Below are 24,400 nucleotides of genomic sequence, written 5' to 3' on the forward strand. Positions count from 1 at the left end.
TCTCCTGCATCACGCTTTCTTATTGCACCTGCTCGGTTGCCGGTGGATCGAACGGATAGATCCGGCGCCATTCCGACGCCATGTCCACCACCGTCCAGCCACGGGTATTCGCTTCGTCGAGGGCCTTGTCGAGTCGGCCGATATTCGATTGCCGGTCATATGCCCACTCGCGCTTGGCATCGGTGTGGTGCACCAGCCCCATCAGGCGCTTGCCGGGCCCGGCGGCGGTCCACTGCAGCATCTGCAAGTCACCGTCGGAATTACCGAAGGCCAGAATCGGCCGTCGACCGATCACCGCATCAATGCTTACTGGTTTGCCCGGGCCGTCGTCGTTGTGCGCGACTTTCGGCGTGCGCACGATAGAGGCTTTGCCGTCCTTGAACTGGTAAGAAGTGACGAAGGTGGTGCCGATCACCTGTTCTGGCGCAATGCCGTAGACCTTCTCGGCAAAGGCGCGCATGAAGCCGGTGTCGCCACCGGATACGATGTAGGTCTTGAAGTTCTGGCTGCGCAGGTAGTCGAGCATTTCCAGCATCGGCTGGAAGATCATTTCGGTGTAGGGCTTGCCGGTTTTCGGGTGGCGGGCCTGGCTGAACCAGGTTTTCGCGTAGTCATCGAAAGCTTCGGTGGTCATGCCGCTGTGGGTGGCGCCGACGATCTTCAGCAAACCGTCCATGCCCGACGCGGCGAGGGCTTTGTGATCATTTTCCAGCACCGCTTTGAACGGCTGTGTGGTTTTCCATTCGGGGTGTTGCGCGGCGGTGCGCTTGACCTCGTCGAAGGCAAACAGCAATTCGAAGTACGCCGGTTGCTCGCTCCACAAGGTGCCGTCGTTGTCGAACACGGCGATCCGCTCGGCCGGTTTGACGAAGTCCTTGCTGCTCGGGTCGGTCACGGCTTGGACGAATTCGATAATGCTCTTCTTGACCGGGCCGTCATTCCACGACGGCAGCGGTTCATTCGCCTGTGCCAGCAGGGGCAGGGCCAGTGTCAACAGCAGGGCAAGACCGAAACGTTGGCAAAGCAGCAACGGGTTGATCATGTGAAATCCTTCTCATGCACTGGGTTAAGCGGGCGCAGGGCTGGCGCGGGTTTCGCGTGTTGCCTGGCGACATGACTTTGAAGCGTAGACAACGATTGGCGAAGCTGAACAAGTGTTTGATCGACGGCAGACTGACGGCCGTAAAGCCCGCGTAACACACCCTGCAAACGCGGCCCGGCGCCTGTAAGTTTCAAGCCCGGACGACTGCGCCGTAGCCACAGGTACAGCGCGGTCAGTTGGGCGGGTCTGGCTTGCAATTGCGGATCGATCTGCTGCCAGGCGAACGCGGCCGATTGCTGCCAGGCCAATTGCTTCGCCCGTTTATGTGCGAGCCAGCGTCGATGGGCGCGAACGGCGACGGGCCGCAGCAAGTACACACCGACGGCGAGGCCGACCGACAGCGCCAGCCAGAGCAGCCAGCGGCTGGAGAAGTGCAAGTGGTTCTGTTGCAGTTGCCTGAGGTCTGCGGCGAGCGAAAAAACCGGTTTATAGGCGTTGTTGGCTGCGGCCTCGAAGCTCACGGACGGCACCTCAGCACTACGGATCTGCTTCGCAGAGGAGTCCCACCATTTCACGCGGATGGCTGGCAGCGTGTAAGTGCCGGCGCGGTCGACACGATAGCTGACGCCGTCGACGCGTTGACCGCCGAGGATATTGCCTCGACCGTCATCCAGCGCAGTGACTTGTGGCGTCTTCGCGTAGCGACTCAAGCCGGCGCGATCATTGAAGGTCGGAATCGGCAGCGCCATCGCCAGCGCGCCATCGGCCTGCAGCGTGAGCTCACGGGTGATGCTGTCGCCGACTTTCAACGGCGTTGCAGAATGGGTAACGATCTGTTTCAGGCGCAACCCATTGGCAACCAGAGGCGTCTCCCCGGGCGCGAAGCCGGGCGGCTGGACGGCGCTGAAACTCAGCGGCTGGCTTTGTGCGCTGATCTCCTCAGTGGCCTGGCCCAGTCTGGCGCGTACGGTCAGCGCCGGAATATCGAAACTGCGTGCGACGTTGGGCGTGATCAGATAGCTATAGCGCAAGCCATTGAACGATTGGCCATCGATGGTTTGGTTCAGATGCTGCGCCTGGCCGTTTGGCGGCATCACCAGTGCACCGTCGAGTTTCAGGGCGGGCAGGGCGGCGGCGCTGGTGAACCAGGTGTCGGTGAGGACATCGAGTTGCAGTTCGACCAGACCGCCAACCATCGCGCCCTCGCTGGGGTTGAGGTGGGCCTGGACTTTCAGTTGCGGGGGGGCAGCAACAGCGTTCAGGGACAGCAGACTGGTCAGCAGTAGTGCGCTGAGTTTTGCGGTGAGTGTCCGGGCCTCTTCGCGAGCACGGTTCATGGCTGGTCTCCCTGCTGATCCTGCAGGCTGAACTTCTGCCTTAGAAACTTCGCCGGTGAGGTGGTCAGGTTTTCCAGCCACAGCGCGTCGGACGCTGCCTGCTGGGTCGTGACCTTTTTGCTCTGACCTTTACCGGGTGCCTTGTCGAATTTGACTTCATCAGGTTTGGTTTGCGGAGCGTTTTTCTCGGCGCTTTCGGTGTCCTTGAGCAGCGCCTGGGCCAGGGCCAGATTGGCGCTCGCTTCGGGAAATTGCGGCTGCAGTTTCAACGCCTGGCTGTAGGCGGCAATCGCCTGATCGAACTTGAAGCGGCGCACGTAAATGTTGCCCAGGTAGAAATACGCCTGCGGCGTGTCCAGGCGGGCAAAGGTCGCCGTCGCCAAGTCGTAATCGGCGGCGTGATAGGCCGCGACGCCTTTCCAGTACGGGTCGACGAACAGCGCTGCGGCCTCAGGCAGACGATCATGCTCAAACGCCCAGCGGCCTTGTTGGTCACGGGTGAAAAACGCATCGGTGAGGGCGTTGGCCTGCGCCGGCGCCGCAGGCCATCCCCAACCTACGGCCAAAAACAGCGCCGGCATCCAGTTGACGCTCCAGCCCTTGCGCACGCTGAACAGCGCCAGTAACAGCAATGGCCAGCAGAGCCAGTAACCGGCGTCCTTCCAGTGCAATTCGCGCTGTTCGGCGCTGGCACTCTGGAAGTGTTGGCGGGCGTGCAACTCGATCCATTCCAGGTCGTCGTTACCGAGGGTCAGGCTGCCGAGTGGCGCGTCGACGGCCGAGGCCAATTGCTTGAGTGCCGCTTGATCGAAACTGCCGAGCACCGGTCGCCCGCTGCTGTCGATTTTTGCCTGGCCGCTGGCGGTAGTGATGACGCCAGCGTCTTCGCTGCCCACCGCCAGAACCAGAACCTGCAAGGCACTGCCGTCGAGGTGTTTTTGCAGATCACGGCGTTGCGTGGTATCGGCACCGTCAGTCATCAGCAGCAGACTGCCTGGGGTTTTCTCGGCGCTGAGCAAGCGTTTCGCTTGTTCGATCACGGCGGCGACGTTCTTGCCTGGGTTGTCGATCAATCCGGTGCCCAAGGCCTGGATGAAACTGTCGAGCAGCGCCGGATCGTCGGTCGGTGGCAACACCAGATGTGCGCTGCCGGCATAGGCGATCAGTGCGGTCCGTGCGCCGGCGCGGCGCTGAATCAGATCATGCAGCTTGTGCTTGACCGCCTCCAGCCGCGTCGGCGGCACATCGTTGGCGTCCATCGACGGCGAAAGGTCGACGGCAACAATCAACGGCGCGCGGTTCTCGAGAAAGTCCGGGCGATCCTGTTTCCACGTCGGCCCGGCAGCGGCGAGGGCGCCAAGAATCAGCAGCGCGCATAGCAGGTGTACCGGGCGCAATCGTTGGTGATCCTGCGGCGTGATCAACAGGTGCGGCAGCAAGTGTTCGGCGATATTGCCGCGCAGGCGTTTTTGCAGGTCGCGGCTGCGGCGCCAGATCAGTGGCAGCATTGCGCCGAACAGCGCAAGCAACAGCCACAAAGGGCGCAGAAAGTGGAAATCGCTCAGGTTGATCTCCATCTCAGGCCTCCTGCCGCTGCCGCGCAACCTTCAGGTTCGAGCGTAAAAGGGCGCCGAGCTGATATAGCGCCAACAGCAGCAATGCTGCGCTCAGCGGCCAGTAGAACAATTCCCGTTGCGGTTGATGGCTCAGGGTTTTCACTTGATGCGGGGTGAGTTGGTCGAGGGTGTTGTAGACCTGATCCAGTGCCGCGCGATCTTCGGCGCGGAAGAAGCGGCCGCCGGTGGTGTTGGCGATCTGCTCGAGGCCTTGCAGATTGACCTTCGCTTCTCCGGACGCATCGGGGTCGCCGATGCCGATGGTATGAATGACCACGCCTTTGTTGGCCGCCATTTCGGCGGCGTGATCCGGGGTGATGGCGCTGCTGGTGTCGTTGCCATCGGTCAGCAGAATCAGGACTTTTTCCTGCTCATGGGCCTTGTCGAGTAATTTCAGGCTGAGCCCGATCGCATCGCCGATCGCTGTGTTGGGGCCGGCCATGCCGATCCCGGTATCGGCCAGCAACAGCGACACGCTGGCGTGATCGAGGGTCAGAGGAGCCTGTGGATAGGCACCGCTGCCAAATACGATCAGGCCGATGCGGTCGTCCTTGCGCTTGTCGATGAAGCCTTGCACCACGCCTTTGACCGCCGCCAGGCGATTGATTTTTTCGCCTTGGGCGTTAGTGAAGTCCTCGGTTTCCATCGACTGCGAAAGGTCGATGGCGAGCATCAGGTCACGCACCGGTTGCTGGCGCTCGATCGGCTTTTCGACGTACACCGGGCGCGACACGGCCAGCAGGATCAGCGCCCACACCAGCACATTCAGGAGCAGTTGCCAGCGATTGCGCCGACTGCCAGCGGTGCCCGGAGCTTCGCCGACGGCGCGGCTCATCGCGGCGAAAAACGGAACGCGCACAGCACTGCGTGCTTCGTTGTAGGCGGGCAAAAAGCGGTAAGCCAGCCAGGGCAGTGGCAGCAGGAGCAACAACCATGGGTAATCAAGCTGCCACATGATGATGCTCCACCCAGTATTGGCAGGTGTCGAACAGCATCTGCCGTTGCGCTATCGGGAGGGCGCGCAATACGGGGTCCGGCGCGTAGGCGAGTTGGGCGAGGTGGGTGCTGAAATCGGCGGGCATTTTGTTTTTGCAATGCCGTTGCAGGAACTCTTGCCAATCATGTCTGCCAAGCGCCGCCGGCTCTTTTGGGAGCGAGCCTGCTCGCGAAGGCGCTGTATCAGGTGACCGGTAAATTGAATGTGCCGACCTCCTCGCGAGCAGGCTCGCTCCCGCAGGGAATGCATTCCAGCGCCACGATCGGGTCGGCATGGAAAGGGCCACACGTTTAAGCAGCTCGGGCAATTCGCGCAGGGCATTGAGGTCGTCGCTGCGGCCGCGCAACTGTGCCAGACGCGCTAGCGCTTCACGGCGATAGCGGTCACGGCGCCATTGCCAGTGTCTGCGCAGGCCGATCACCAACGCGGCTAATATCAGCACCGCCAGCAACACCCACCAGCCCCACGTTTGCGGTGCATAGCCGACGGGCGCGGGCAGGGCCAGCTCCTTAAGCTGATCGATGCTGGGAATATTCGGGTTCATCGCGTGCCACCGGCGCTTTTGCCGAGTTCGGCGCGCAGTTGCCCATGAGCGTCCTCGGCGGTGCTGATCATCATCAGCGGCACCTGGCTGCGGCGCAGCAGGGTGGCGACATCCTTGAGCCGACCGCTGAGAAAATCCCCCAGAGGCTGATGCACGTTACGTTTCTCGATTGCCAGCTCGACCTGCAACTCGCCCTGGGTCACCAGCAGCCGGCCGTTGTTCGGCAGCTTCAGCGCCAGCGGATCGTACACTTGCAGAGCTATCACATCGTTGTGCGCCGACAGCTGTCGCATCAGTTGCAGGGTGCGTTCACCGGCGCCGGCAAAATCGCTGACAATGCAGATCAAATGGTCGTGTCCGGCTACACCGAGGCAGCGCTGCAAGGCTTTGTCCAACTGGTCTTCATCTTCAGCGTCGGGATTGCCGGCATTCAACGCGCGATTGTGCTGCACCACACGGCTGAGCAGTGCCTCGACACGCTTGCGGCTGCGCAACGGCGCGATGCTGTCGATACGCTGGTCGTTGAAGACCAGACCGCCGACCCGATCCCCGGCATGAAAAACCATCCACGCCGCCAGCGCGGCGAGTTCGGCGGCGACCGCCGATTTGAAGCTGCGCTGCGAGCCGAAGAACATCGACATGCGCTGGTCGACCACGATCAGGGCCGGGCGGTCGCGTTCTTCGGTGAAGGTGCGCACCACCGGTTTGCCGGTGCGCAACGAAGCGCGCCAGTCGAGGTGGCGCAGGTCGTCGCCCGGCTGATAGCGGCGCAATTCATCGAAATTCAGCCCGCGACCACGCAGCCGCGAGGCATGGTTGCCGGCGAGGATGCTGCCTTGCGGCTGCCGGGCAAGAAAACTCAGGTCACGGGCCTTGAACTCCAGCGCCATCAACTGCGCGAGAGAAACGTAGACCAGACCTTCGTCGTTCATGCAGGAATCGCCACTTTGTCGAGAATCCGGTCGAGCACTTGATCGGCGCTGACGCCATCGGCAACGGCGTCGTAACTCAGCTGCAAACGATGGCGCAACACCGGATGAACGACTGCGCGGACGTTGTCCGGCGAGACGAAGTCCTGCCCCTGCAGCCAGGCATCGGCGCGGGCGCAGCGGTCCAGGCCAATGCCGCCACGCGGGCTTGCGCCAATGGCAATCCAGCGTGCGAGGTCGTCGTCGTAGTCGGCGGGGTGGCGGGTGGCGTTGATCAGGTCGATCAGGTAAGTGTCGATGGCCGGTGACACGTGCACGGCGCTGACTTCCTTGCGCGCAGCGAAAATCACCTCTTGCGGCAAAGTGAAATTCTTCACCGGCGTGGTGCGGGCACCTTGGGCAAACTCTTCGTTACGCAGCAGGCGCAGCACCTGGCTTTCGTTTTCGGCGCTGGGGTAATCAAGCAGCACTTTCATCAGAAAACGGTCCATCTGCGCTTCCGGCAGCGGGTAGGTACCTTCCTGCTCGATCGGGTTCTGCGTCGCCACCACGATGAACAGCTCTGGCAGCGCATGGCTGTGGCCGGCGACGGTGATCTGACGTTCCTCCATGGCTTCGAGCAGCGCCGCCTGAACCTTGGCCGGGGCGCGGTTGATTTCGTCGGCGAGGATCAGATTGCCGAACAGCGGGCCGGGCTGGAAACGAATTTCATTTTTGCCCTCGACCTGGTGTAGCACCTCGGCGCCAGTGATGTCCGAGGGCAACAGGTCGGGGGTGAACTGGATGCGGCTCATCTTGGCATCCAGGTGTTTGGCCAATGCCTTGACCGTACGCGTCTTGGCCAGCCCGGGCAGACTTTCCAGGAGCAAATGACCGTTGGCCAACAGCCCGAGCAGAATCTGCCGGATGACTTGATCCTGGCCGAGCACCGCTTCAGCGATGCTGGCTTGCAGGGCGTTAAGGTCGGTGAGCGCTGTCATGGCAGTCCTTTGTGTCCGGGTCCAAAAAAACGTTTGCGTCAGAATGATGCTGAAACAGGTGTTCCAGTCTTCAGGTCAGGTCTTTCTGAAACTAGCAGCTAATCGGGGGTTGGCCAGCCGAAGGAATTAATTCGTTGGTGAGTGCGGGGCGGTGCACATATCACGCTTTTCATGGTCGGAGCTGAGCTGAATCGACAAAGGTCTGATCAGCAACTGCTGATTCCTTCAGGAGTTGTATACAATCCGCCGGTCCCGCGCCCAACAAATGCAAGCAGGTCATAGGTCGTCAGCCGATTTCGTGGTTAACTTCCGCCTCTTGCATGCTTTCCAATCAAAAAACAGAAGGACTCAAGTCATGGCTCAAGTCACCCTCAAAGGCAATCCGGTTCAAGTCAACGGCCAGTTGCCACAAGCCGGTTCCAAGGCGCCAGCCTTTTCCCTGGTGGCCGGCAATCTGTCCGATGTCACCCTGCAAGACTTTGCCGGCAAGCGCAAAATTCTCAACATTTTCCCAAGCGTCGATACCCCGACCTGCGCCACCTCCGTGCGCAAGTTCAACGCCCAGGCCAACGACATCAGCAACACCGTGGTGCTGTGCATCTCCGCTGACCTGCCATTCGCCCAGGCGCGCTTCTGCGGTGCCGAAGGCCTGGAAAACGTACAGAACCTGTCGACCCAGCGCGGCAGTGAGTTCAAGGAAAACTACGGCGTGGCCATTGCTGACGGCCCGCTGAAAGGCCTGACCGCTCGCGCCGTTGTGGTTCTGGACGAAAACGACAACGTCCTGCACAGCGAACTGGTCAAGGAAATCGCTGAAGAGCCTAACTACGAAGCGGCACTGTCCGTTCTCAAGTAAGGCTTTTACAATTGTTAACGGCCTGGCCCTGTCCAGGCCGTTTTCATTTGTGTATCAGGGTTTTGCCTCACACCTTGAAACGTAAGTGGAAGGTAAATTGCCGGTAAAGCTGCTTTGCTTAAATCCACTCAGTGCTTATCGTTCAGCCTCCCGTAATAGAAGCCCGCACGCCCAATGGTCAATAACTCCATGCAATCGTCCCCCCGCAAGTCCCGTCGCTGGCTGATCAGCCTGCTTGTCCTGTTGGTTATCGCCATCCTTTGCTGGAAATTCTGGCCGGCCGGCTCTGCTGACAAGTCTGGAGGCGACAAAGCGGCCGCCGGGCATACCGGGCGTGCGGGAATGATGCGACCAGGCTTTGGTGGCGGCACCGGGCCGATTCCGGTGCGCGTGGCGCCGGCGGTGAAGGGCGATTTCCCGCTTTATTACAAAGCGCTGGGCACGGTAACCGCGCTGAACACAATCAATGTCCGCAGTCGGGTGGGCGGCGAACTGGTGAAGATTCATTTCGAAGAAGGGCAGATGGTCAAGGCGGGCGACCTGTTGGCCGAGATAGATCCGCGTCCGTATCAGAACGCTTTGCTCCAGGCCGAAGGCACGCTGCTGCAGAATCAGGCGCAACTGAAAAACGCCCAGGTCGACGTCGAGCGTTACCGCGGCCTGTATAAAGAAGACAGCATCGCCAAACAGACCCTCGACACTGCCGAAGCGCTGGTCGGGCAGTATCTGGGTACGGTCAAGACCAATCAGGCCGCGGTCAACGACGCCAAACTCAATCTCGAATTCACCAAGATCCGCGCGCCAATTGCCGGCCGCGTCGGTCTGCGTCAGGTCGACGTCGGCAACCTCGTGGCCGCCAACGACACCACCTTCCTCGCGGTGATCACCCAGACGCAACCGATCAGCGTGGCCTTTACCTTGCCGGAAAACAGCCTCGACACCGTGCTGGCCCGTTACCGCAGCGGCGCCAAGTTGCCTGCCGAGGCGTGGGATCGTGGCGACACCAAACTGCAGGCCACCGGCGTGCTGCAAAGCCTCGACAACCAGATCGACGTCGCTACTGGCACCCTCAAGTTCAAGGCTCGCTACGATAACCGCGACCAGTCGCTGTTCCCCAACCAGTTCGTCAACGTCCACCTGCTCGCCGACACGCTCAAAGGTGTAGTGCTGGCACCGTCGGCGGCGATTCAGTTCGGCACCAACGGCACCTTCGTCTATGCCTTGGACGGTGACAAGAAGGTCACCATTCGCCAACTGAAGATCGGCGCCAGCGACGGTGACAACACCGTGGTCACCGAAGGCCTCGCCGCTGGCGATCGGGTGGTGCTTGAAGGCACTGATCGTCTGAAGGAGGGCAGCGAAGTCGAAGTGGTCAATGACAGCAGCGAAGTGCCGACCTCGCCGACCGAACACCTGCAAGGCAAGTCCGCCGCCAATCCGGATGCGACTGCTGTTGACAAGGCCAAGAAGGGCGCATGAACATTTCGCGGCTGTTCATCCTCCGTCCGGTAGCCACAACCCTGAGCATGCTGGCCATTGTTCTGGCCGGCCTGATCGCTTATCGCCTGTTGCCGGTTTCGGCCTTGCCGCAGGTCGATTACCCGACCATCCGCGTCATGACCCTGTACCCGGGTGCCAGTCCGGACGTGATGACCAGCGCCGTCACCGCGCCGCTTGAACGCCAGTTCGGGCAGATGCCAGGCCTCACGCAAATGGCGTCGACCAGCTCCGGCGGCGCTTCGGTGCTGACCCTGCGTTTCAGCCTCGACATCAACATGGACGTCGCCGAGCAGCAGGTGCAAGCCGCGATCAACGCCGCGACCAACTTGCTGCCGACCGACCTGCCGGCACCGCCGGTGTACAACAAGGTCAACCCGGCGGACACCCCGGTGCTGACCCTGGCCATCACCTCGAAAACCATGCTGCTGCCCAAGCTCAATGATCTGGTCGATACGCGCATGGCGCAGAAAATCGCCCAGATCAGCGGTGTCGGCATGGTCAGCATTGCCGGCGGCCAGCGCCAGGCTGTGCGGATCAAGGTCAACCCCGAAGCGCTGGCGGCCAACAGCCTCAACCTGTCGGACGTGCGCACGCTGATCGGCGCCTCCAACGTCAACCAGCCGAAAGGCAACTTCGATGGCCCTACCCGGGTATCGATGCTCGATGCCAACGACCAACTGACCTCGCCCGAGGACTACGCCAACCTGATCCTGACCTACAAGAACGGCGCGCCGCTGCGGCTCAAAGACGTGGCCGAAATTGTCGATGGCGCCGAGAACGAGCGGCTGGCCGCATGGGCCAACCAGAATCAGGCGGTGCTGCTGAACATCCAGCGTCAGCCCGGTGCCAACGTCATCGAAGTGGTCGACCGCATCAAGGCCTTGCTGCCGAGCATCACTGATAATCTGCCGGCCGGCCTTGATGTCACCGTGCTGACGGATCGCACCCAGACCATTCGTGCCTCGGTTACCGATGTGCAGCACGAACTGCTGATCGCCATCGCGCTGGTGGTCATGGTCACGTTCCTGTTTCTACGCCGCGCCAGTGCGACGATCATTCCCTCGGTTGCCGTGCCGCTGTCGTTGATCGGCACCTTCGGCGTGATGTACCTCGCCGGCTTCTCGGTGAACAACCTGACGCTGATGGCGCTGACCATTGCCACCGGTTTCGTGGTCGACGACGCCATCGTCATGCTCGAGAACATCTCGCGCTTCATCGAGGAAGGTGACAGCCCGATGCAGGCCGCGCTCAAGGGCGCGAAACAGATCGGTTTCACTCTGATCTCCCTGACGCTGTCACTGATTGCCGTACTGATTCCGCTGCTGTTCATGGCCGATGTGGTGGGGCGCCTGTTCCGTGAATTCGCCATTACTTTGGCCGTGGCAATTCTTATTTCCCTGGTCGTGTCGCTGACCCTGACGCCGATGATGTGCGCGCGTTTGCTCAAGCGTGAACCGCAGGAACATGAGCAAGGCCGTTTCTATCGCGCCAGCGGTGCGTTCATCGATTGGATGATCAAGGAATACGGGCGGATGCTGCGCTGGGTGCTCAAGCATCAGCCGCTGACTCTGCTGGTCGCAATCGGCACACTGGCGTTGACCGTGTTCCTCTATGTGATCGTGCCGAAGGGCTTCTTTCCAGTGCAGGACACCGGTGTGATTCAGGGCATCTCCGAAGCGCCGCAGTCAATCTCCTTCGCGGCGATGGGCGAGCGGCAGCAGCAACTGGCGAAGATCATCCTCGAAGATCCGGCGGTGCAGAGCCTGTCGTCCTATATTGGCGTCGACGGCGACAACGCCACGCTCAACAGCGGCCGCTTGCTGATCAACCTCAAGCCTCATGGCGAGCGCGACCTGACGGCCAGCGAAGTGATCGCACGCCTGCAACCACGGCTGGACAAACTGGTCGGCATTCGTCTGTTCATGCAGCCGGTGCAGGACCTGACCATCGAGGATCGGGTCAGCCGCACCCAGTACCAGTTCAGCATGTCTTCACCGGACTCCGAACTGCTCAGCCAGTGGAGCGGCCGTCTGGTCGAGGCGCTGGCACAGCGTCCGGAGTTGACCGATGTTGCCAGTGATCTGCAGGACAAAGGCTTGCAGGTCTATCTGGTGATCGACCGCGACGCCGCTTCGCGTCTGGGTGTTTCGGTGGCCAATATCACCGATGCGCTATATGACGCGTTCGGCCAGCGGCAGATTTCGACCATTTACACCCAGGCCAGCCAGTACCGCGTGGTGCTGCAAGCCCAGGCCGGCGAGAAAATCGGCCCGCAGGCGCTTGATCAGATTCACGTCAAGACCACTGACGGCGCGCAGGTACGCCTGTCGAGTCTGGCCCACGTCGAAGAGCGTCAGGCGCAATTGGCGATCACCCACATTGGCCAGTTCCCGGCGGTGATGATGTCGTTCAACCTCGCGCCCGGCGTGGCGTTGGGGCATGCCGTGGACATCATCGAGCAGGTGCAGCAGGACATCGGCATGCCGGTGGGCGTGCAGACCCAGTTTCAGGGCGCGGCGCAAGCGTTTCAGGCTTCGCTGTCGAGCACCTTGCTGCTGATTCTCGCAGCGGTGGTAACCATGTACATCGTGCTCGGCGTGCTCTACGAGAGTTACATCCACCCGATCACCATTCTCTCGACCTTGCCGTCGGCCGCAGTCGGTGCCTTGCTGGCGTTGCTGCTCAGTGGCAACGATCTGGGGATGATCGCGATCATCGGCATCATTCTGCTGATCGGTATCGTCAAGAAGAACGCGATCATGATGATCGACTTCGCCCTCGACGCCGAGCGAACCCAGGGCATGGCCCCGGCAGAGGCGATCTATCAAGCGGCGCTGTTGCGGTTCCGGCCGATTCTGATGACCACGCTGGCGGCGTTGTTCGGTGCCGTGCCGCTGATGCTGGCCACCGGTTCCGGGGCTGAATTGCGTCAGCCTCTGGGACTGGTGATGGTCGGTGGTTTGTTGGTGAGCCAGGTCTTGACGTTGTTCACCACACCAGTGATCTACCTGTATTTCGACCGCCTCGGTCGGCGCTTTGGCAAAAGCAAGGCTGATGGTGAAGAGGTCGCGGTATGACGGTCGGAACATATCTGCCCTGTGGGAGCGGGCTCGCTCGCGAAAGCGGCATGTCAGCCGCTGCACAGGTTGGATGTGCTGGCGTCTTCGCGAGCAAGCCCGCTCCCACAGGGGAATTGTGTGAAGGCGAGGATCGCATTCGATGAACCTCTCCGGCCCTTTCATCAAACGTCCCGTGGCAACCATGCTGCTGTCCCTGGCAATCATGTTGCTCGGTGGGGTCAGCTTCGGTCTGCTCCCGGTGTCGCCATTGCCGCAGATGGATTTCCCGGTGATCGTGGTTCAGGCCAGTCTGCCTGGCGCAAGTCCCGAGGTGATGGCTTCGACGGTGGCGACGCCGCTGGAGCGTTCGTTCGGTGCGATTGCCGGCGTCAACACCATGAGCAGTCGTTCCAGTCAGGGTTCGACACGGGTCATTCTGCAATTTGACCTCGACCGCGACATCAACGGCGCGGCGCGCGAAGTGCAGGCGGCGATCAATGCGTCGCGCAATTTGCTGCCGAGCGGGATGCGCAGCATGCCGACCTATAAAAAGGTCAACCCGTCGCAGGCACCGATCATGGTGCTGTCGCTGACCTCGGACGTGCTGGAAAAAGGCCAGCTCTACGACCTGGCCTCGACGATCCTCTCGCAAAGCCTGTCGCAGGTGCAGGGCGTCGGCGAGGTGCAGATCGGTGGCAGTTCGTTGCCGGCGGTGCGCATCGAGCTCGAACCGCAGGCACTGAACCAGTACGGCGTGGCGCTCGACGATGTGCGCAAGACCATCGCCGACGCCAACGTGCGCCGGCCCAAGGGTTCGGTCGAGGACGGCCAGCGTCTGTGGCAGATCCAGGCCAACGACCAACTTGAGAAAGCCAAGGACTACGAGTCGCTGATCATTCACTATGCCGACGGCGCCGCGCTGCGTCTCAAGGATGTGGCGAAAGTCAGTGATGGCGTCGAAGACCGTTACAACAGCGGTTTCTTCAACGACGATGCGGCGGTGCTGCTGGTGATCAACCGTCAGGCCGGCGCCAACATTATCGAAACGGTCAACGAGATCAAGGCACAGTTGCCTGCACTGCAAGCGGTACTGCCGGCCAGTGTCAAACTCAATCTGGCCATGGATCGCTCGCCGGTGATCAAGGCCACGCTGCACGAAGCCGAGATGACCCTGCTGATCGCTGTCGCCTTGGTGGTGCTGGTCGTCTATCTGTTTCTCGGTAACTTTCGCGCCTCGTTGATCCCGACCCTGGCCGTGCCTGTGTCGCTGGTCGGTACCTTTGCGGTGATGTACCTCTACGGTTTTTCGTTGAACAACCTGTCGCTGATGGCGCTGATACTGGCCACCGGACTGGTGGTGGACGACGCCATCGTGGTGCTGGAAAACATTTCCCGGCATATCGACGAAGGCGTCAAACCGATGCAGGCGGCGTACCTCGGCGCCAAGGAAGTCGGTTTCACTTTGTTGTCGATGAACGTGTCGCTGGTGGCGGTGTTCCTGTCGATCCTGTTCATGGGCGGGCTGGTCGAAAGCCTGTTCCGCGAATTTTCCATCACTCTCGCGGCGGCGATCGTTGTGTCGCTGGTGGTGTCCCTCACGCTGACGCCGATGCTCTGTGCGCGCTGGCTCAAGCCGCATACGCCGGGGCAGGAAAACCGCCTGCAACGCTGGAGCCAGAAGACCAACGACTGGATGGTCGGCAAATACGCCACCAGCCTCGACTGGGTGTTGCGTCATCGGCGTCTGACCCTGTTCAGCCTGTTGCTCACCGTTGGCGTCAACGTCGCGCTCTATGTGGTGGTGCCGAAAACCTTTCTGCCGCAGCAGGACACCGGCCAACTGATCGGTTTCGTGCGGGGCGACGACGGTTTGTCGTTCAACGTCATGCAGCCGAAGATGGAAACCTTCCGCCGCGCCGTGCTCAAGGATGAAGCGGTGGAAAGCGTGGCCGGATTCATTGGGGGCAACAACGGCACCAACAATGCCTTCATGATCGTGCGCCTGAAGCCGATCAAGGAACGCCAACTGTCGGCACAGAAAGTCATCGAGCGTCTGCGCAAGGAAATGCCCAAAGTACCCGGCGCGCAATTGATGTTGATGGCCGACCAGGACCTGCAATTTGGCGGCGGCCGCGAACAGACCAGTTCGCAGTACACCTACATTCTGCAAAGCGGCGACCTCGCCGAGCTGCGCAAATGGTTCCCGAAAGTGGTCAGCGCTCTGCGTGCCTTGCCCGAGCTGACCGCCATCGATGCCCGCGAAGGTGCCGGGGCGCAGCAGGTCACGCTGATCGTCGACCGGGATCAGGCCAAGCGCCTCGGTGTCGACATGAACATGGTCACGGCCGTGCTGAACAACGCCTACAGTCAGCGGCAGATTTCGACCATCTACGACAGCCTCAACCAGTATCAGGTGGTGATGGAGGTCAACCCGAAATACGCCCAGGACCCGGTGACGCTCAAGCAGGTCGAGGTGATTACCGCTGACGGTGCGCGGGTACCGCTGTCGACGTTCGCTCACTACGAAAACAGTCTGGAAAACGACCGGGTCAGCCATGAAGGCCAGTTTGCTTCCGAAAGCATTTCCTTTGACATGGCCGAAGGTGTGACCGTAGAGCAGGGCAGTGCGGCCATTGAGCGGGCAATTGCCAAAGTCGGCCTGCCGGAAGATGTCATTGCGAAAATGGCCGGTACCGCTGATGCCTTTGCCGCCACGCAGAAGAGCCAGCCGTTCATGATCCTCGGTGCGTTGCTGGCGGTGTATCTGGTGCTCGGTGTGCTGTACGAAAGCTACATCCACCCACTGACCATTCTCTCCACCTTGCCCTCGGCCGGGGTTGGCGCGTTGTTGTCGATCTATGCACTCGGCGGCGAGTTCAGCCTGATTTCGCTCCTGGGGATATTCCTGCTGATCGGCGTGGTGAAGAAAAACGCCATTCTGATGATCGATCTCGCGCTGCAACTGGAGCGGCATCAGGGGCTGTCACCGCTGGAGTCGATCCGCAGTGCCTGCCTGCAACGGCTGCGGCCGATTCTGATGACCACGCTGGCGGCGATCCTCGGCGCCTTGCCGCTGCTGCTCGGCCGCGCCGAAGGTGCGGAAATGCGCCAGCCGCTGGGCCTGACCATCATTGGCGGCCTGGTGTTCAGCCAGGTCCTGACCCTTTACACCACCCCGGTGGTTTACCTTTATCTCGACAAGCTGCGCCATCGTTTCAACAAATGGCGTGGCGTGCGCACTGATGCCGCTCTGGAAACTCCGCTATGACTGACCGTTCGCTTATCCACTTGGCCACCGTGCGCGGCTCCCGCCTGTTGAGCCTGTCGTTGTGCGTGGCGCTACTCAGCGCTTGCGCCGTCGGCCCGGACTACGAGCGCCCGCAAACCGCAGAAATTGCTCAGTTCAAGGAAGCCGAAGGCTGGCGTCAGGCCAACCCCAGCGACTCGCTCGCCCGGGGCGCCTGGTGGGAGCTGTACGGCGATCAGCAGCTCAACGCACTGATCGTGAAACTCAACAGCGCCAACCAGACCGTCGCCCAATCCGAGGCGCAGTTCCGTCAGGCGCAGGCTCTGGTGCGCAGTGCGCGCGGGGCGTTTTATCCGAGCGTCGACCTGAGTCTGGGCAAGAACCGTTCAAGTCAGGGCACTGGCAGCAGCAGTTCAAGCCTGAGCAGTTCCTCAAGCGGTATTCGTGACACGTATACCGCGCAGTTGGGCGTGAGTTGGGAAGCGGATGTGTGGGGCAAACTGCGCCGTGGGCTGGAGGCGGACGAAGCCAACGCCCAAGCGAGTTTTGCCGATCTGGCGGCGATGCGCCTGAGCCAGCAGTCGGAACTGGTGCAGAACTATTTGCAGCTGCGGGTCATCGACCAGCAGAAGCGCCTGCTTGAAGCCACCGTTGCCGCTTACGAGCGCTCGTTGAAAATGACCCAGAATCAGTATCGCGCCGGGGTTTCCGGGCGCGATGCGGTAGCGCAGGCGCAAACCCAGTTGAAAAGCACCCAGGCTGATCTGGTCGACCTGATCTGGCAGCGTGCACAGTTCGAAAACGCTATTGCCGTACTGACCGGCGAAGCACCGGCCAACTTCAGCATCGCCGAAAGCCAGAGCATCCCGAATCTGCCGCAAGTACCGCTGAGCTTGCCTTCACAGCTGCTGGAACGCCGTCCTGACATCGCTTCGGCCGAACGCTCGGTAATCGCCGCCAACGCCAACATCGGCGTGGCTAAAGCCGCGTATTACCCGGACCTGACCCTGAGTCTGAGCGGCGGTTACAGCAGCAGCACCTCGAAAAACCTGATCAGCCTGCCGAACCGTTTCTGGTCGGTCGGCCCGCAGCTGTCGTTGCCGCTATTTGACGGCGGCATTCGCTCGGCCGAGGTCGACCGCAGCGAAGCGGCCTACGACGAAACCGTCGCCCGCTATCGCCAGACGGTGCTCGACGGGTTCCGCGAAGTGGAAAACTACCTGGTCCAGCTCAAGGTGTATGAGGACGAAGCGGCGGTGCGCCAGGAAGCGCTGGATGCTGCCCGCGATTCCCTGCGCCTGACGGAAAACCAGTACAAGGCTGGCCTGATTGCCTACATCGACGTGGTCGTGGTGCAGGCCACCGCGCTGAGCAATGAGCGCAGTGTGCTGAATATCCTGCAGAACCGACTGATTGCCAGTGTGCAGCTGATTGCCGCGCTCGGCGGCGGCTGGGATGGCGAACTCGACGTCAGCGACGCCACCCGATGATCGTTCCCACGCTCTGCGTGGGAACGCCTCTACGGGCGCTCTGTGTTCGGCTTTGAAAGGGACGCGGAGCGTCCCCGGCTGCATTACCACGCAGAGCATGGGAACGATCTTCATCCGCCAGCTCAGCTCGGGCTAAAGCCCACAGCAGAGCCTTGTAGGACGATCGAACAAGCGTTTCATCGGCTTGATGGCAATTTGGTTACTTTGTCAGTGCGTTCTTCCGCGCAATCAGTACAATCGCCGCATTTGCCCGACCGAGAATGGAAGCAGTACGGTTTCGGCTTGTCACGAGAACGTCCATGCTCATCGGCAGCTACTCTTTCACCCTGGTTTTCATTTCGTTGTGCGTGGCCATTCTTGCTTCCTACACGGCGCTTGACCTGACCGGGCGCATCGCCACGGCGAAAGGGCGCGCCGTGCATTTCTGGACGGCGGGCGGCGCGTTGGCAATGGGCGTTGGCGTCTGGTCGATGCATTTCATCGGCATGCTCGCCTTCAAATTGCCGATCGACCTGGGATATGACTTCGCCCTGACCGCTTTGTCATTGCTGATCGCGGTGTTGTCCTGCGGCTTCGCCTTGTGGCTGGTCAGTCAACCGAAACTGCCGCTAGCGCAACTGGGTTTCGGCGCCTTGATCATGGGCGCGGGCATCAGCGCCATGCACTACACCGGCATGGCCGCGCTGCGCATGACCCCGGGCATCGATTACGACCCGACGCTGTTCAGTGCTTCGTTACTGATCGCCGTCGGCGCCTCGGCAGCGGCGTTGTCGATCGCCTTTCGTTTGCGCCAACAATCGCCTTATGTGCGGCTGATTCGTGCCGGCGCAGCGGTGATCATGGGTGTGGCGATTGTTGGCATGCATTACACCGGCATGGCGGCCGCGCAATTTCCCGACGGCAGTTTCTGCGGCGCGACGCTCAATGGCTTGAAGGGTAATGGCCTCGACAGTCTGGTGGTGGTCACCACCCTGGCGGTGCTGTCGATTGCCCTGTTGACCTCGATTCTCGACGCCCGCCTCGAAGCACGCACCGCCGATCTGGCGCACTCGCTGACGGTGGCCAACCGCGAACTCACCCAGTTGGCCCTGCACGATCCGCTGACCAGTCTGCCCAATCGCATGCTGCTGGATGACCGCATCAACCAGGCGATGAAAAAGGTTGAAGAACAGGGCGGCTGCTTCGCCTTGATGTTCATCGATCTCGACGGTTTCAAACCCGTCAACGACGCGTTCGGCCATCACATGGGCGACCAATTGCTGCGTGAAGTCGGCGTACGTCTGCGCGAAGACTTGCGCAGCCAGGACACTCTGGCGCGAATCGGGGGCGATGAATTCGTTCTGCTCGTGCGTTTGAGCGAGCCCAACGACGCCTTGAGCCTGGCCGCGCGTCAGGTCGGCCTGATCGCCCGCACGTTCCGCGTCGCCGAACATGACCTGCAGATTTCCGCCAGTGTCGGCATTGCCTTGTACCCGGGCAACGGCGACAACGCCCAGGAACTGCTGATGAACGCCGACGCCGCGATGTACCACGCCAAGGGCGGCGGCAAAAACGGCTACAGCTTCTTCGATGCGTCGATGAACACCAACGCGCGCAAACAACTGCAACTGTTACAGGACCTGCGCGCGGCCATCGAGCACAACCAGTTTTGTCTGCATTACCAGCCCAAATTCGACGCCGCCAATGGCCGCCCGGTCGGGGCCGAAGCGCTGCTGCGTTGGGCGCATCCGCTGCATGGCATGTTGATGCCGGACAAGTTCATCGATCTGGCGGAGAAAACCGGGCTGATCATTCCGATGGGCGAATGGGTACTCAACGAAGCCTGCCGGCAAATGCGCGAGTGGTACGTGCTGGGCTACACCGACTGGCGCATTGCCGTGAACCTCTCGGCGCTGCAGTTCTGCCACGCCGGGCTGGTGCAAAGCGTGGCCAAGGCGCTGGCGACCCACCAGTTGCCGGCCAACAGCCTGACCCTGGAAATCACTGAAACCACTGCCATGAGCGACGCTGACGCGAGCATGACTGTGCTGCAAGAGCTGTCGGACATGGGCGTCGACCTGTCGATCGACGACTTTGGCACCGGTTATTCCAGCCTGATGTACCTCAAGCGTCTGCCGGCCAATGAGTTGAAGATCGATCGCGGTTTCGTCCGCGACCTGGAGCACGACAGCGATGATGCGGCGATCGTTTCGGCGATCGTGGCGCTGGGCCAGGCATTGGATCTGCGGATTGTCGCCGAGGGTGTCGAGACCGGTGCCCAGCAGGACTTCCTGACGAAACTGGGCTGTGATTCGCTGCAGGGCTATCTGCTCGGCCACCCGATGCCGGCGGAGCGTTTCATGCAGGACATCGTGCGCGGCCAGCGTTTGGCGGTGGTCTAGACACTTTGTGGGAACGAGCCTGCTCGCGAAGGCGATGGTGCAAACACCATAGAACTCATGCAAAAGCCATGAATGGCAGTTATCCTTCCCCCGACTGTTACGTGTGTACGTAGGGGAAGGCCAGCATGGATAAAGTCATTGTCATCACCGGTGGCGGGCGCGGAATCGGCGCAGCCACGGCATTGTTGGCGGCCGAACAGGGCTACCGGATCTGCATCAACTATCAGTCGGATGAACAGGCCGCACACAGCGTGCTCGAGCAGGTCAGAGCCTTGGGCGCCCAAGCCATCGCAGTGCGCGCCGATGTCAGCATCGAAGACGAAGTGATCGCGATGTTCAGCCGTGTCGACACCGAACTGGGCCGCGTCACGTCGCTGGTCAACAATGCCGGCACCGTCGGGCAGAAGTCGCGAGTCGATGAAATGTCCGAATTTCGCATCCTCAAAATCATGAAAACCAACGTACTGGCGCCAATTCTCTGCGCCAAACACGCGATCCTGCGCATGTCACCCAAACATGGCGGGCAGGGCGGCAGCATCGTCAACGTGTCCTCGGTCGCGGCTCGCCTCGGGTCGCCAAACGAATACGTTGATTACGCTGCATCCAAAGGCGCGCTGGATACGTTCACCATCGGCCTGTCGAAAGAAGTCGCAGGCGAGGGAATCCGTGTGAATGCCGTGCGTCCGGGCTACATCTATACCGATTTCCATGCCTTGAGCGGCGATCCTGATCGGGTCAGCAAGCTTGAGTCGGCCATCCCGATGGCCCGTGGCGGCCGGCCGGATGAGGTCGCGGAGGCGATTGTCTGGTTGCTGTCCGACAAGGCTTCTTACGCGACGGGGACGTTTGTTGATTTGGGAGGCGGGCGCTAGGGTCGAATGATTTTCGCTGACAGTGCGGTCCTCATCGCTGGCTTGCCAGCGATGAGGCCGGTGCAAACGGCACAAAATCCTCAGAACGAACGCACAATCCGTCCCAACGTCTCCATGGCCTTTTCCGATTCCTCGCTCCACGGGCTGCCGTAATTCAAGCGAATGCAATTTCTGAAACGCTGGGTCGGCGAGAAAATCGGCCCCGGCGCGATGCTGATGCCTTGCGCCAGCGCCATTTGAAACAGCTTCAGCGAATCCATCTGCTCCGGCAATTCCAGCCATAGAAAATAGCCGCCCGCCGGTTGGCTGACCCGAGTCTGAGCGGGGAAATAACGGGCAATTGCGGCAAGCATCGCGCTTTGCTGTTCTTCCAGGGCATAGCGCAGTTTGCGCAGATGCCGGTCGTAGCCGCCGTGTTGCAGATAGTCGGCGATCGCCGCTTGCGCCGGCATCGAAGCGCATAACGAGGTCATCAGCTTCAGCCGTTCGATTTTCTGCGCGTAGCGCCCGGCGGCGACCCAGCCGATGCGATAGCCGGGTGCAAGGCTCTTGGCGAACGAGCCGCAATGCATGACCAAGCCCTCGGTGTCGAAGGCCTTGGCCGGTTTCGGCGCCTGTTGCCCGTAATAAAGCTCAGCGTAGACGTCGTCCTCAATCAACGGCACCTGATGCTGGCGCAGCAGCTCGACCAGTTCCTGCTTGTTCGCCTCGGGCATGCTCGCGCCCATCGGGTTCTGGAAACTGGTCATGCACCAACAGGCCTTGATCGGGTGACGTTCAAGGGTTTGCGCCAGTACGCCGAGGTCGATGCCGTCGCGTGGATGCACGGGAATTTCCACGGCTTTGAGCTTCAGGCGTTCGAGCACTTGCAGGCTGGCATAAAACGCCGGGGCTTCGATGGCCACCAGATCACCCGGCTCGGTCACCGCTTGCAGGCACAGGTTCAGCGCTTCAAGGGCGCCGTTGGTGATGAGCAATTCTTCCATCGGCAGCATCAGGCCGCCGACCATGTAACGCAGGGCGATCTGCCGACGCAGTTGCGGGTTGCCCGGCGACATGTCGGTCACCACCATGCGCGGATCCATGTCCCGCGCGGCGCTGGCGAGCGAGCGTGACAGGCGCTGCAGGGGAAACAGCATCGGGCTGGGGAAGGCCGAACCGAACGGCACGGTGGTGGGGTCCTTGATCGAATCGAGCACCGAGAACACCAGTTCGCTGACGTCGACTTCAGTGGACTCGTTGACCTGGCTGCTGATGACCGGCTCGGAGAATGTGCTCGGCGTATGAGCGTTGACGAAGTAACCGGAACGCGGCCGGGCGCGAATCAGCCCGCGGCGTTCGAGCAGGTAATAAGCCTGAAACACTGTTGACGGGCTGACCCCGTAAGTCTGGCTGGCATAGCGCACCGAAGGCACCCGCTGGCCAGGGCCCAGCACGCCGGAGCGGATCAGTTCAGCGATGTCGTCGGCAAATTTTTCGTAGCGTTTCATCGGTGGATCCGGTGGGTTCTTGTAAAGGAGTCGCGAATGAAAGCATCGCAGTCTAACGACAATCAGCGATTCATCGGCGCCACAAACCGGCTGTTCGCCACGCTGTAAATCTGCGGTTCGTCAATGTCTTCAATCTTGAAGCTCAATGTTTGCGAGCTGCTCGCCGGGCGCTCGGTCGTCATTGCCACCGACACCGGCACATCGACAATCTCTCCCGGCGCCAGGCTCAGTGCCGTCTTGCCCTGCAGCTCGAATCCTTCAGCGCCAACCAGACTCAACCGGTATTCCTGACGCTGCTGAGTCTTGTTGATCACTTTCAGCGAGTAAATATTCTCGATCTGCCCCTGAGCATTCTCACGAAACAACCCGCGATCCTTGGTTACGTCCAGCGATACCATCGGCCGCTCGACCAGGGCCAGCGCTAGCGCTCCAATCATCACCAACAACACCGCCGTATAGCCGATCAGACGTGGACGCAGCAGATGAGTCTTGCCACCCTGTAATTGACGCTCGGAACTGTAGCGAATCAAGCCGCGCGGGTAATGCATTTTGTCCATGATCGAATCGCAGGCGTCGATGCACGCGGCGCAGCCAATGCATTCCATCTGCAAGCCATCGCGAATGTCGATGCCAGTCGGGCAGACCTGCACGCACAACTGGCAATCGATGCAATCGCCCAGACCTGCTTCGACGGGGCGTACCTCACGTTTGCGCGGGCCACGGTTCTCGCCACGGGCGGCGTCGTAGGCAATGGTCAGCGTGTCCTTGTCGAACATCACACTCTGGAACCGCGCATACGGGCACATGTGCATGCACACCGCCTCACGCAGCCAGCCGGCGTTGATGTAAGTGGCGGCGGCAAAGAACAGTACCCAGAACAGGCTGACGCCACCGATTTGCAGAGTCAGCAGTGCTTCGGCCAGCGGGCGGATCGGGGTGAAGTAGCCGACGAAGGTCAGGCCGGTGATCACGCTGATTGCCAGCCACAATGTGTGCTTGGCCGCGCGCCGGGCGAGCTTGTTCAGGCTCCACGGCGCGACTTGCAACTTGATCCGCTGGTTGCGCTCGCCTTCGGTGATCTTCTCGCACCACATGAAGATCCACGTCCACGAACTCTGAGGGCAGGTGTAACCGCACCAGACCCTCCCGGCGAACACAGTGATGGCGAAGAGTCCGAACGCGGCAATGATCAGCAGCGCCGAGAGCAGAATGAAATCCTGCGGCCAGAACGTCGCGCCGAAAATGTGAAATTTGCTTTCCGCCAGATCCCACAGCACCGCCTGCCGACCGCCCCAGTTCAACCACGCGGTGCCGAAGAACAGCACGAACAGCACTCCGGCGCCGCTCATACGCAGGTTGCGGAACAGACCGGTGAAACTGCGGGTATGGATCTGCTTATCGGTGGATCCGGCAGTCGCTTTCAGAGGGCGCGCGGGTACGCTTTTTATAGTCGGCGTTGCTTCTACGGTTCGGACGGGGATTTGCTCGCTCATGTTCGTTCGCTCATCAGCCTCCATCAGGCCAATGCACTATGAGCGCCGATCTGTTTGCAGAACAGACTCAGCTCTGGCAATTAAAAGCGGATCAGATGAGCTTTGGCGCGGTGCCTGCGACAACTTGAAGCATCAGGCCGGGCGCGGCGCAAACGCCTGTTGCAGGCGTCTGCGCGGGGTGTTGATCGAGGTCAATCAAACCACCGAATCACGATCGTCGGCTTTCAGATGTTTGCGCCCGTCTTTGGCCCCAGCGACGGTGAGGGCGTCGGCTTCCGCTTCGGTCACGTAGGTGCGTTTGCCTTCAATTTCCACGAACGACATGGCTTTGTCGCTATCGGTCAGGACTTCCAGCGTGTCGCAGATACGAATTTCCTCGCCATGTTCAACAGTGAAAAAACACACTTTCTGCTCGGGATTGGTTTCATCGATTCGAACGGGCATGACGGCAGTCCTTTTTCCGGTTAGGTCTGCACGTTAGGAAGCGCAACGCGCCGATCGTTCTGCGCAACCGATTAATGGTCGCTGTTGTCCATCGCTTATCAGGCCAATAACAAGGGAAGCACG

The 24,400-nt window shown here is 60.9% G+C and carries 17 protein-coding genes; 7 read left to right on the top strand and 10 right to left on the bottom strand.

Annotated features, from left to right (window positions below; translation table 11 throughout):
• Nucleotides 1-19: 19 nt before the first annotated feature.
• The 7 genes from ACP7D9_RS20295 to ACP7D9_RS20325 are packed head-to-tail and all read right to left on the bottom strand — an operon-like array spanning nt 20 to nt 7,445.
• Nucleotides 20-1,042 (bottom strand): HAD family hydrolase, encoded by a 1,023-nt coding sequence (locus ACP7D9_RS20295; protein WP_426159375.1) that lies wholly within the window; start codon nt 1,040-1,042, stop codon nt 20-22.
• Nucleotides 1,039-2,379, bottom strand: coding sequence for a hypothetical protein (locus tag ACP7D9_RS20300; protein WP_426159376.1), 1,341 nt, complete (start codon nt 2,377-2,379; stop codon nt 1,039-1,041). The genes ACP7D9_RS20295 and ACP7D9_RS20300 overlap by 4 nt, the downstream gene beginning before the upstream one ends.
• Nucleotides 2,376-3,956 (bottom strand): VWA domain-containing protein, encoded by a 1,581-nt coding sequence (locus ACP7D9_RS20305; RefSeq protein WP_426159377.1) that lies wholly within the window; start codon nt 3,954-3,956, stop codon nt 2,376-2,378. The genes ACP7D9_RS20300 and ACP7D9_RS20305 overlap by 4 nt, the downstream gene beginning before the upstream one ends.
• Nucleotide 3,957: 1 nt before the next feature.
• Nucleotides 3,958-4,950 (bottom strand): vWA domain-containing protein, encoded by a 993-nt coding sequence (locus ACP7D9_RS20310; RefSeq protein ID WP_426159378.1) that lies wholly within the window; start codon nt 4,948-4,950, stop codon nt 3,958-3,960.
• Nucleotides 4,937-5,536 carry a DUF4381 domain-containing protein gene (locus ACP7D9_RS20315; protein ID WP_426159379.1) on the bottom strand — a complete coding sequence of 200 codons (600 nt, stop codon included), beginning with the start codon at nt 5,534-5,536 and terminating at the stop codon, nt 4,937-4,939. The genes ACP7D9_RS20310 and ACP7D9_RS20315 overlap by 14 nt, the downstream gene beginning before the upstream one ends.
• Nucleotides 5,533-6,468: a DUF58 domain-containing protein gene (locus tag ACP7D9_RS20320; RefSeq protein WP_426159380.1), complete on the bottom strand. Its 936-nt coding sequence runs from the start codon at nt 6,466-6,468 to the stop codon at nt 5,533-5,535. Before ACP7D9_RS20320 ends, ACP7D9_RS20315 begins: the two co-directional genes overlap by 4 nt.
• On the bottom strand, nt 6,465-7,445 hold the full coding sequence (locus ACP7D9_RS20325; protein WP_426159381.1) for an AAA family ATPase: 981 nt from the start codon (nt 7,443-7,445) through the stop codon (nt 6,465-6,467). Before ACP7D9_RS20325 ends, ACP7D9_RS20320 begins: the two co-directional genes overlap by 4 nt.
• Nucleotides 7,446-7,800: 355 nt before the next feature.
• Between ACP7D9_RS20325 and tpx the strand changes: the two genes are divergently transcribed.
• The 7 genes from tpx to ACP7D9_RS20360 all read left to right on the top strand — a co-directional run bounded on the left by tpx (nt 7,801) and on the right by ACP7D9_RS20360 (nt 20,850).
• Nucleotides 7,801-8,301 carry a thiol peroxidase gene (tpx, locus tag ACP7D9_RS20330; protein ID WP_426159382.1) on the top strand — a complete coding sequence of 167 codons (501 nt, stop codon included), beginning with the start codon at nt 7,801-7,803 and terminating at the stop codon, nt 8,299-8,301.
• Between the two features lie 174 nt (nt 8,302-8,475).
• Entirely contained in the window at nt 8,476-9,780 is a 1,305-nt protein-coding gene (locus tag ACP7D9_RS20335; protein ID WP_426159383.1) for an MdtA/MuxA family multidrug efflux RND transporter periplasmic adaptor subunit, read from the top strand.
• Entirely contained in the window at nt 9,777-12,878 is a 3,102-nt protein-coding gene (locus tag ACP7D9_RS20340; RefSeq protein WP_426159384.1) for an MdtB/MuxB family multidrug efflux RND transporter permease subunit, read from the top strand. Before ACP7D9_RS20335 ends, ACP7D9_RS20340 begins: the two co-directional genes overlap by 4 nt.
• 142 nt (nt 12,879-13,020) lie before the next feature.
• Nucleotides 13,021-16,128, top strand: a complete 3,108-nt coding sequence (locus ACP7D9_RS20345; protein ID WP_101159517.1) for an efflux RND transporter permease subunit — start codon at nt 13,021-13,023, stop codon at nt 16,126-16,128.
• A complete protein-coding gene (locus ACP7D9_RS20350) occupies nt 16,125-17,597 on the top strand; it encodes an efflux transporter outer membrane subunit (protein ID WP_101159518.1) in 1,473 nt (490 codons plus the stop codon). The genes ACP7D9_RS20345 and ACP7D9_RS20350 overlap by 4 nt, the downstream gene beginning before the upstream one ends.
• 299 nt (nt 17,598-17,896) lie before the next feature.
• Nucleotides 17,897-19,978: a putative bifunctional diguanylate cyclase/phosphodiesterase gene (locus tag ACP7D9_RS20355; protein WP_312999313.1), complete on the top strand. Its 2,082-nt coding sequence runs from the start codon at nt 17,897-17,899 to the stop codon at nt 19,976-19,978.
• Nucleotides 19,979-20,103: 125 nt separating this feature from the next.
• Nucleotides 20,104-20,850 carry an SDR family oxidoreductase gene (locus tag ACP7D9_RS20360; protein WP_101159520.1) on the top strand — a complete coding sequence of 249 codons (747 nt, stop codon included), beginning with the start codon at nt 20,104-20,106 and terminating at the stop codon, nt 20,848-20,850.
• 80 nt (nt 20,851-20,930) lie between these two features.
• Here the strand turns inward: ACP7D9_RS20360 and mapR are convergent, their stop codons facing one another.
• The 3 genes from mapR to ACP7D9_RS20375 all read right to left on the bottom strand — a co-directional run bounded on the left by mapR (nt 20,931) and on the right by ACP7D9_RS20375 (nt 24,277).
• Entirely contained in the window at nt 20,931-22,340 is a 1,410-nt protein-coding gene (gene mapR / locus ACP7D9_RS20365; RefSeq protein WP_426159385.1) for a GntR family transcriptional regulator MpaR, read from the bottom strand.
• A 62-nt stretch (nt 22,341-22,402) separates the two neighbouring features.
• Complete coding sequence (ccoG, locus tag ACP7D9_RS20370) at nt 22,403-23,833, bottom strand: cytochrome c oxidase accessory protein CcoG (RefSeq protein WP_426159387.1); 1,431 nt, start codon at nt 23,831-23,833, stop codon at nt 22,403-22,405.
• Between the two features lie 195 nt (nt 23,834-24,028).
• Nucleotides 24,029-24,277: a DUF3203 family protein gene (locus ACP7D9_RS20375; RefSeq protein WP_101159523.1), complete on the bottom strand. Its 249-nt coding sequence runs from the start codon at nt 24,275-24,277 to the stop codon at nt 24,029-24,031.
• Nucleotides 24,278-24,400: the final 123 nt, after the last annotated feature.

Origin of the sequence: Pseudomonas sp. TSRC2-2 (genome assembly GCF_049897785.1) — a bacterium.
Taxonomy (GTDB): Bacteria; Pseudomonadota; Gammaproteobacteria; order Pseudomonadales; family Pseudomonadaceae; genus Aquipseudomonas.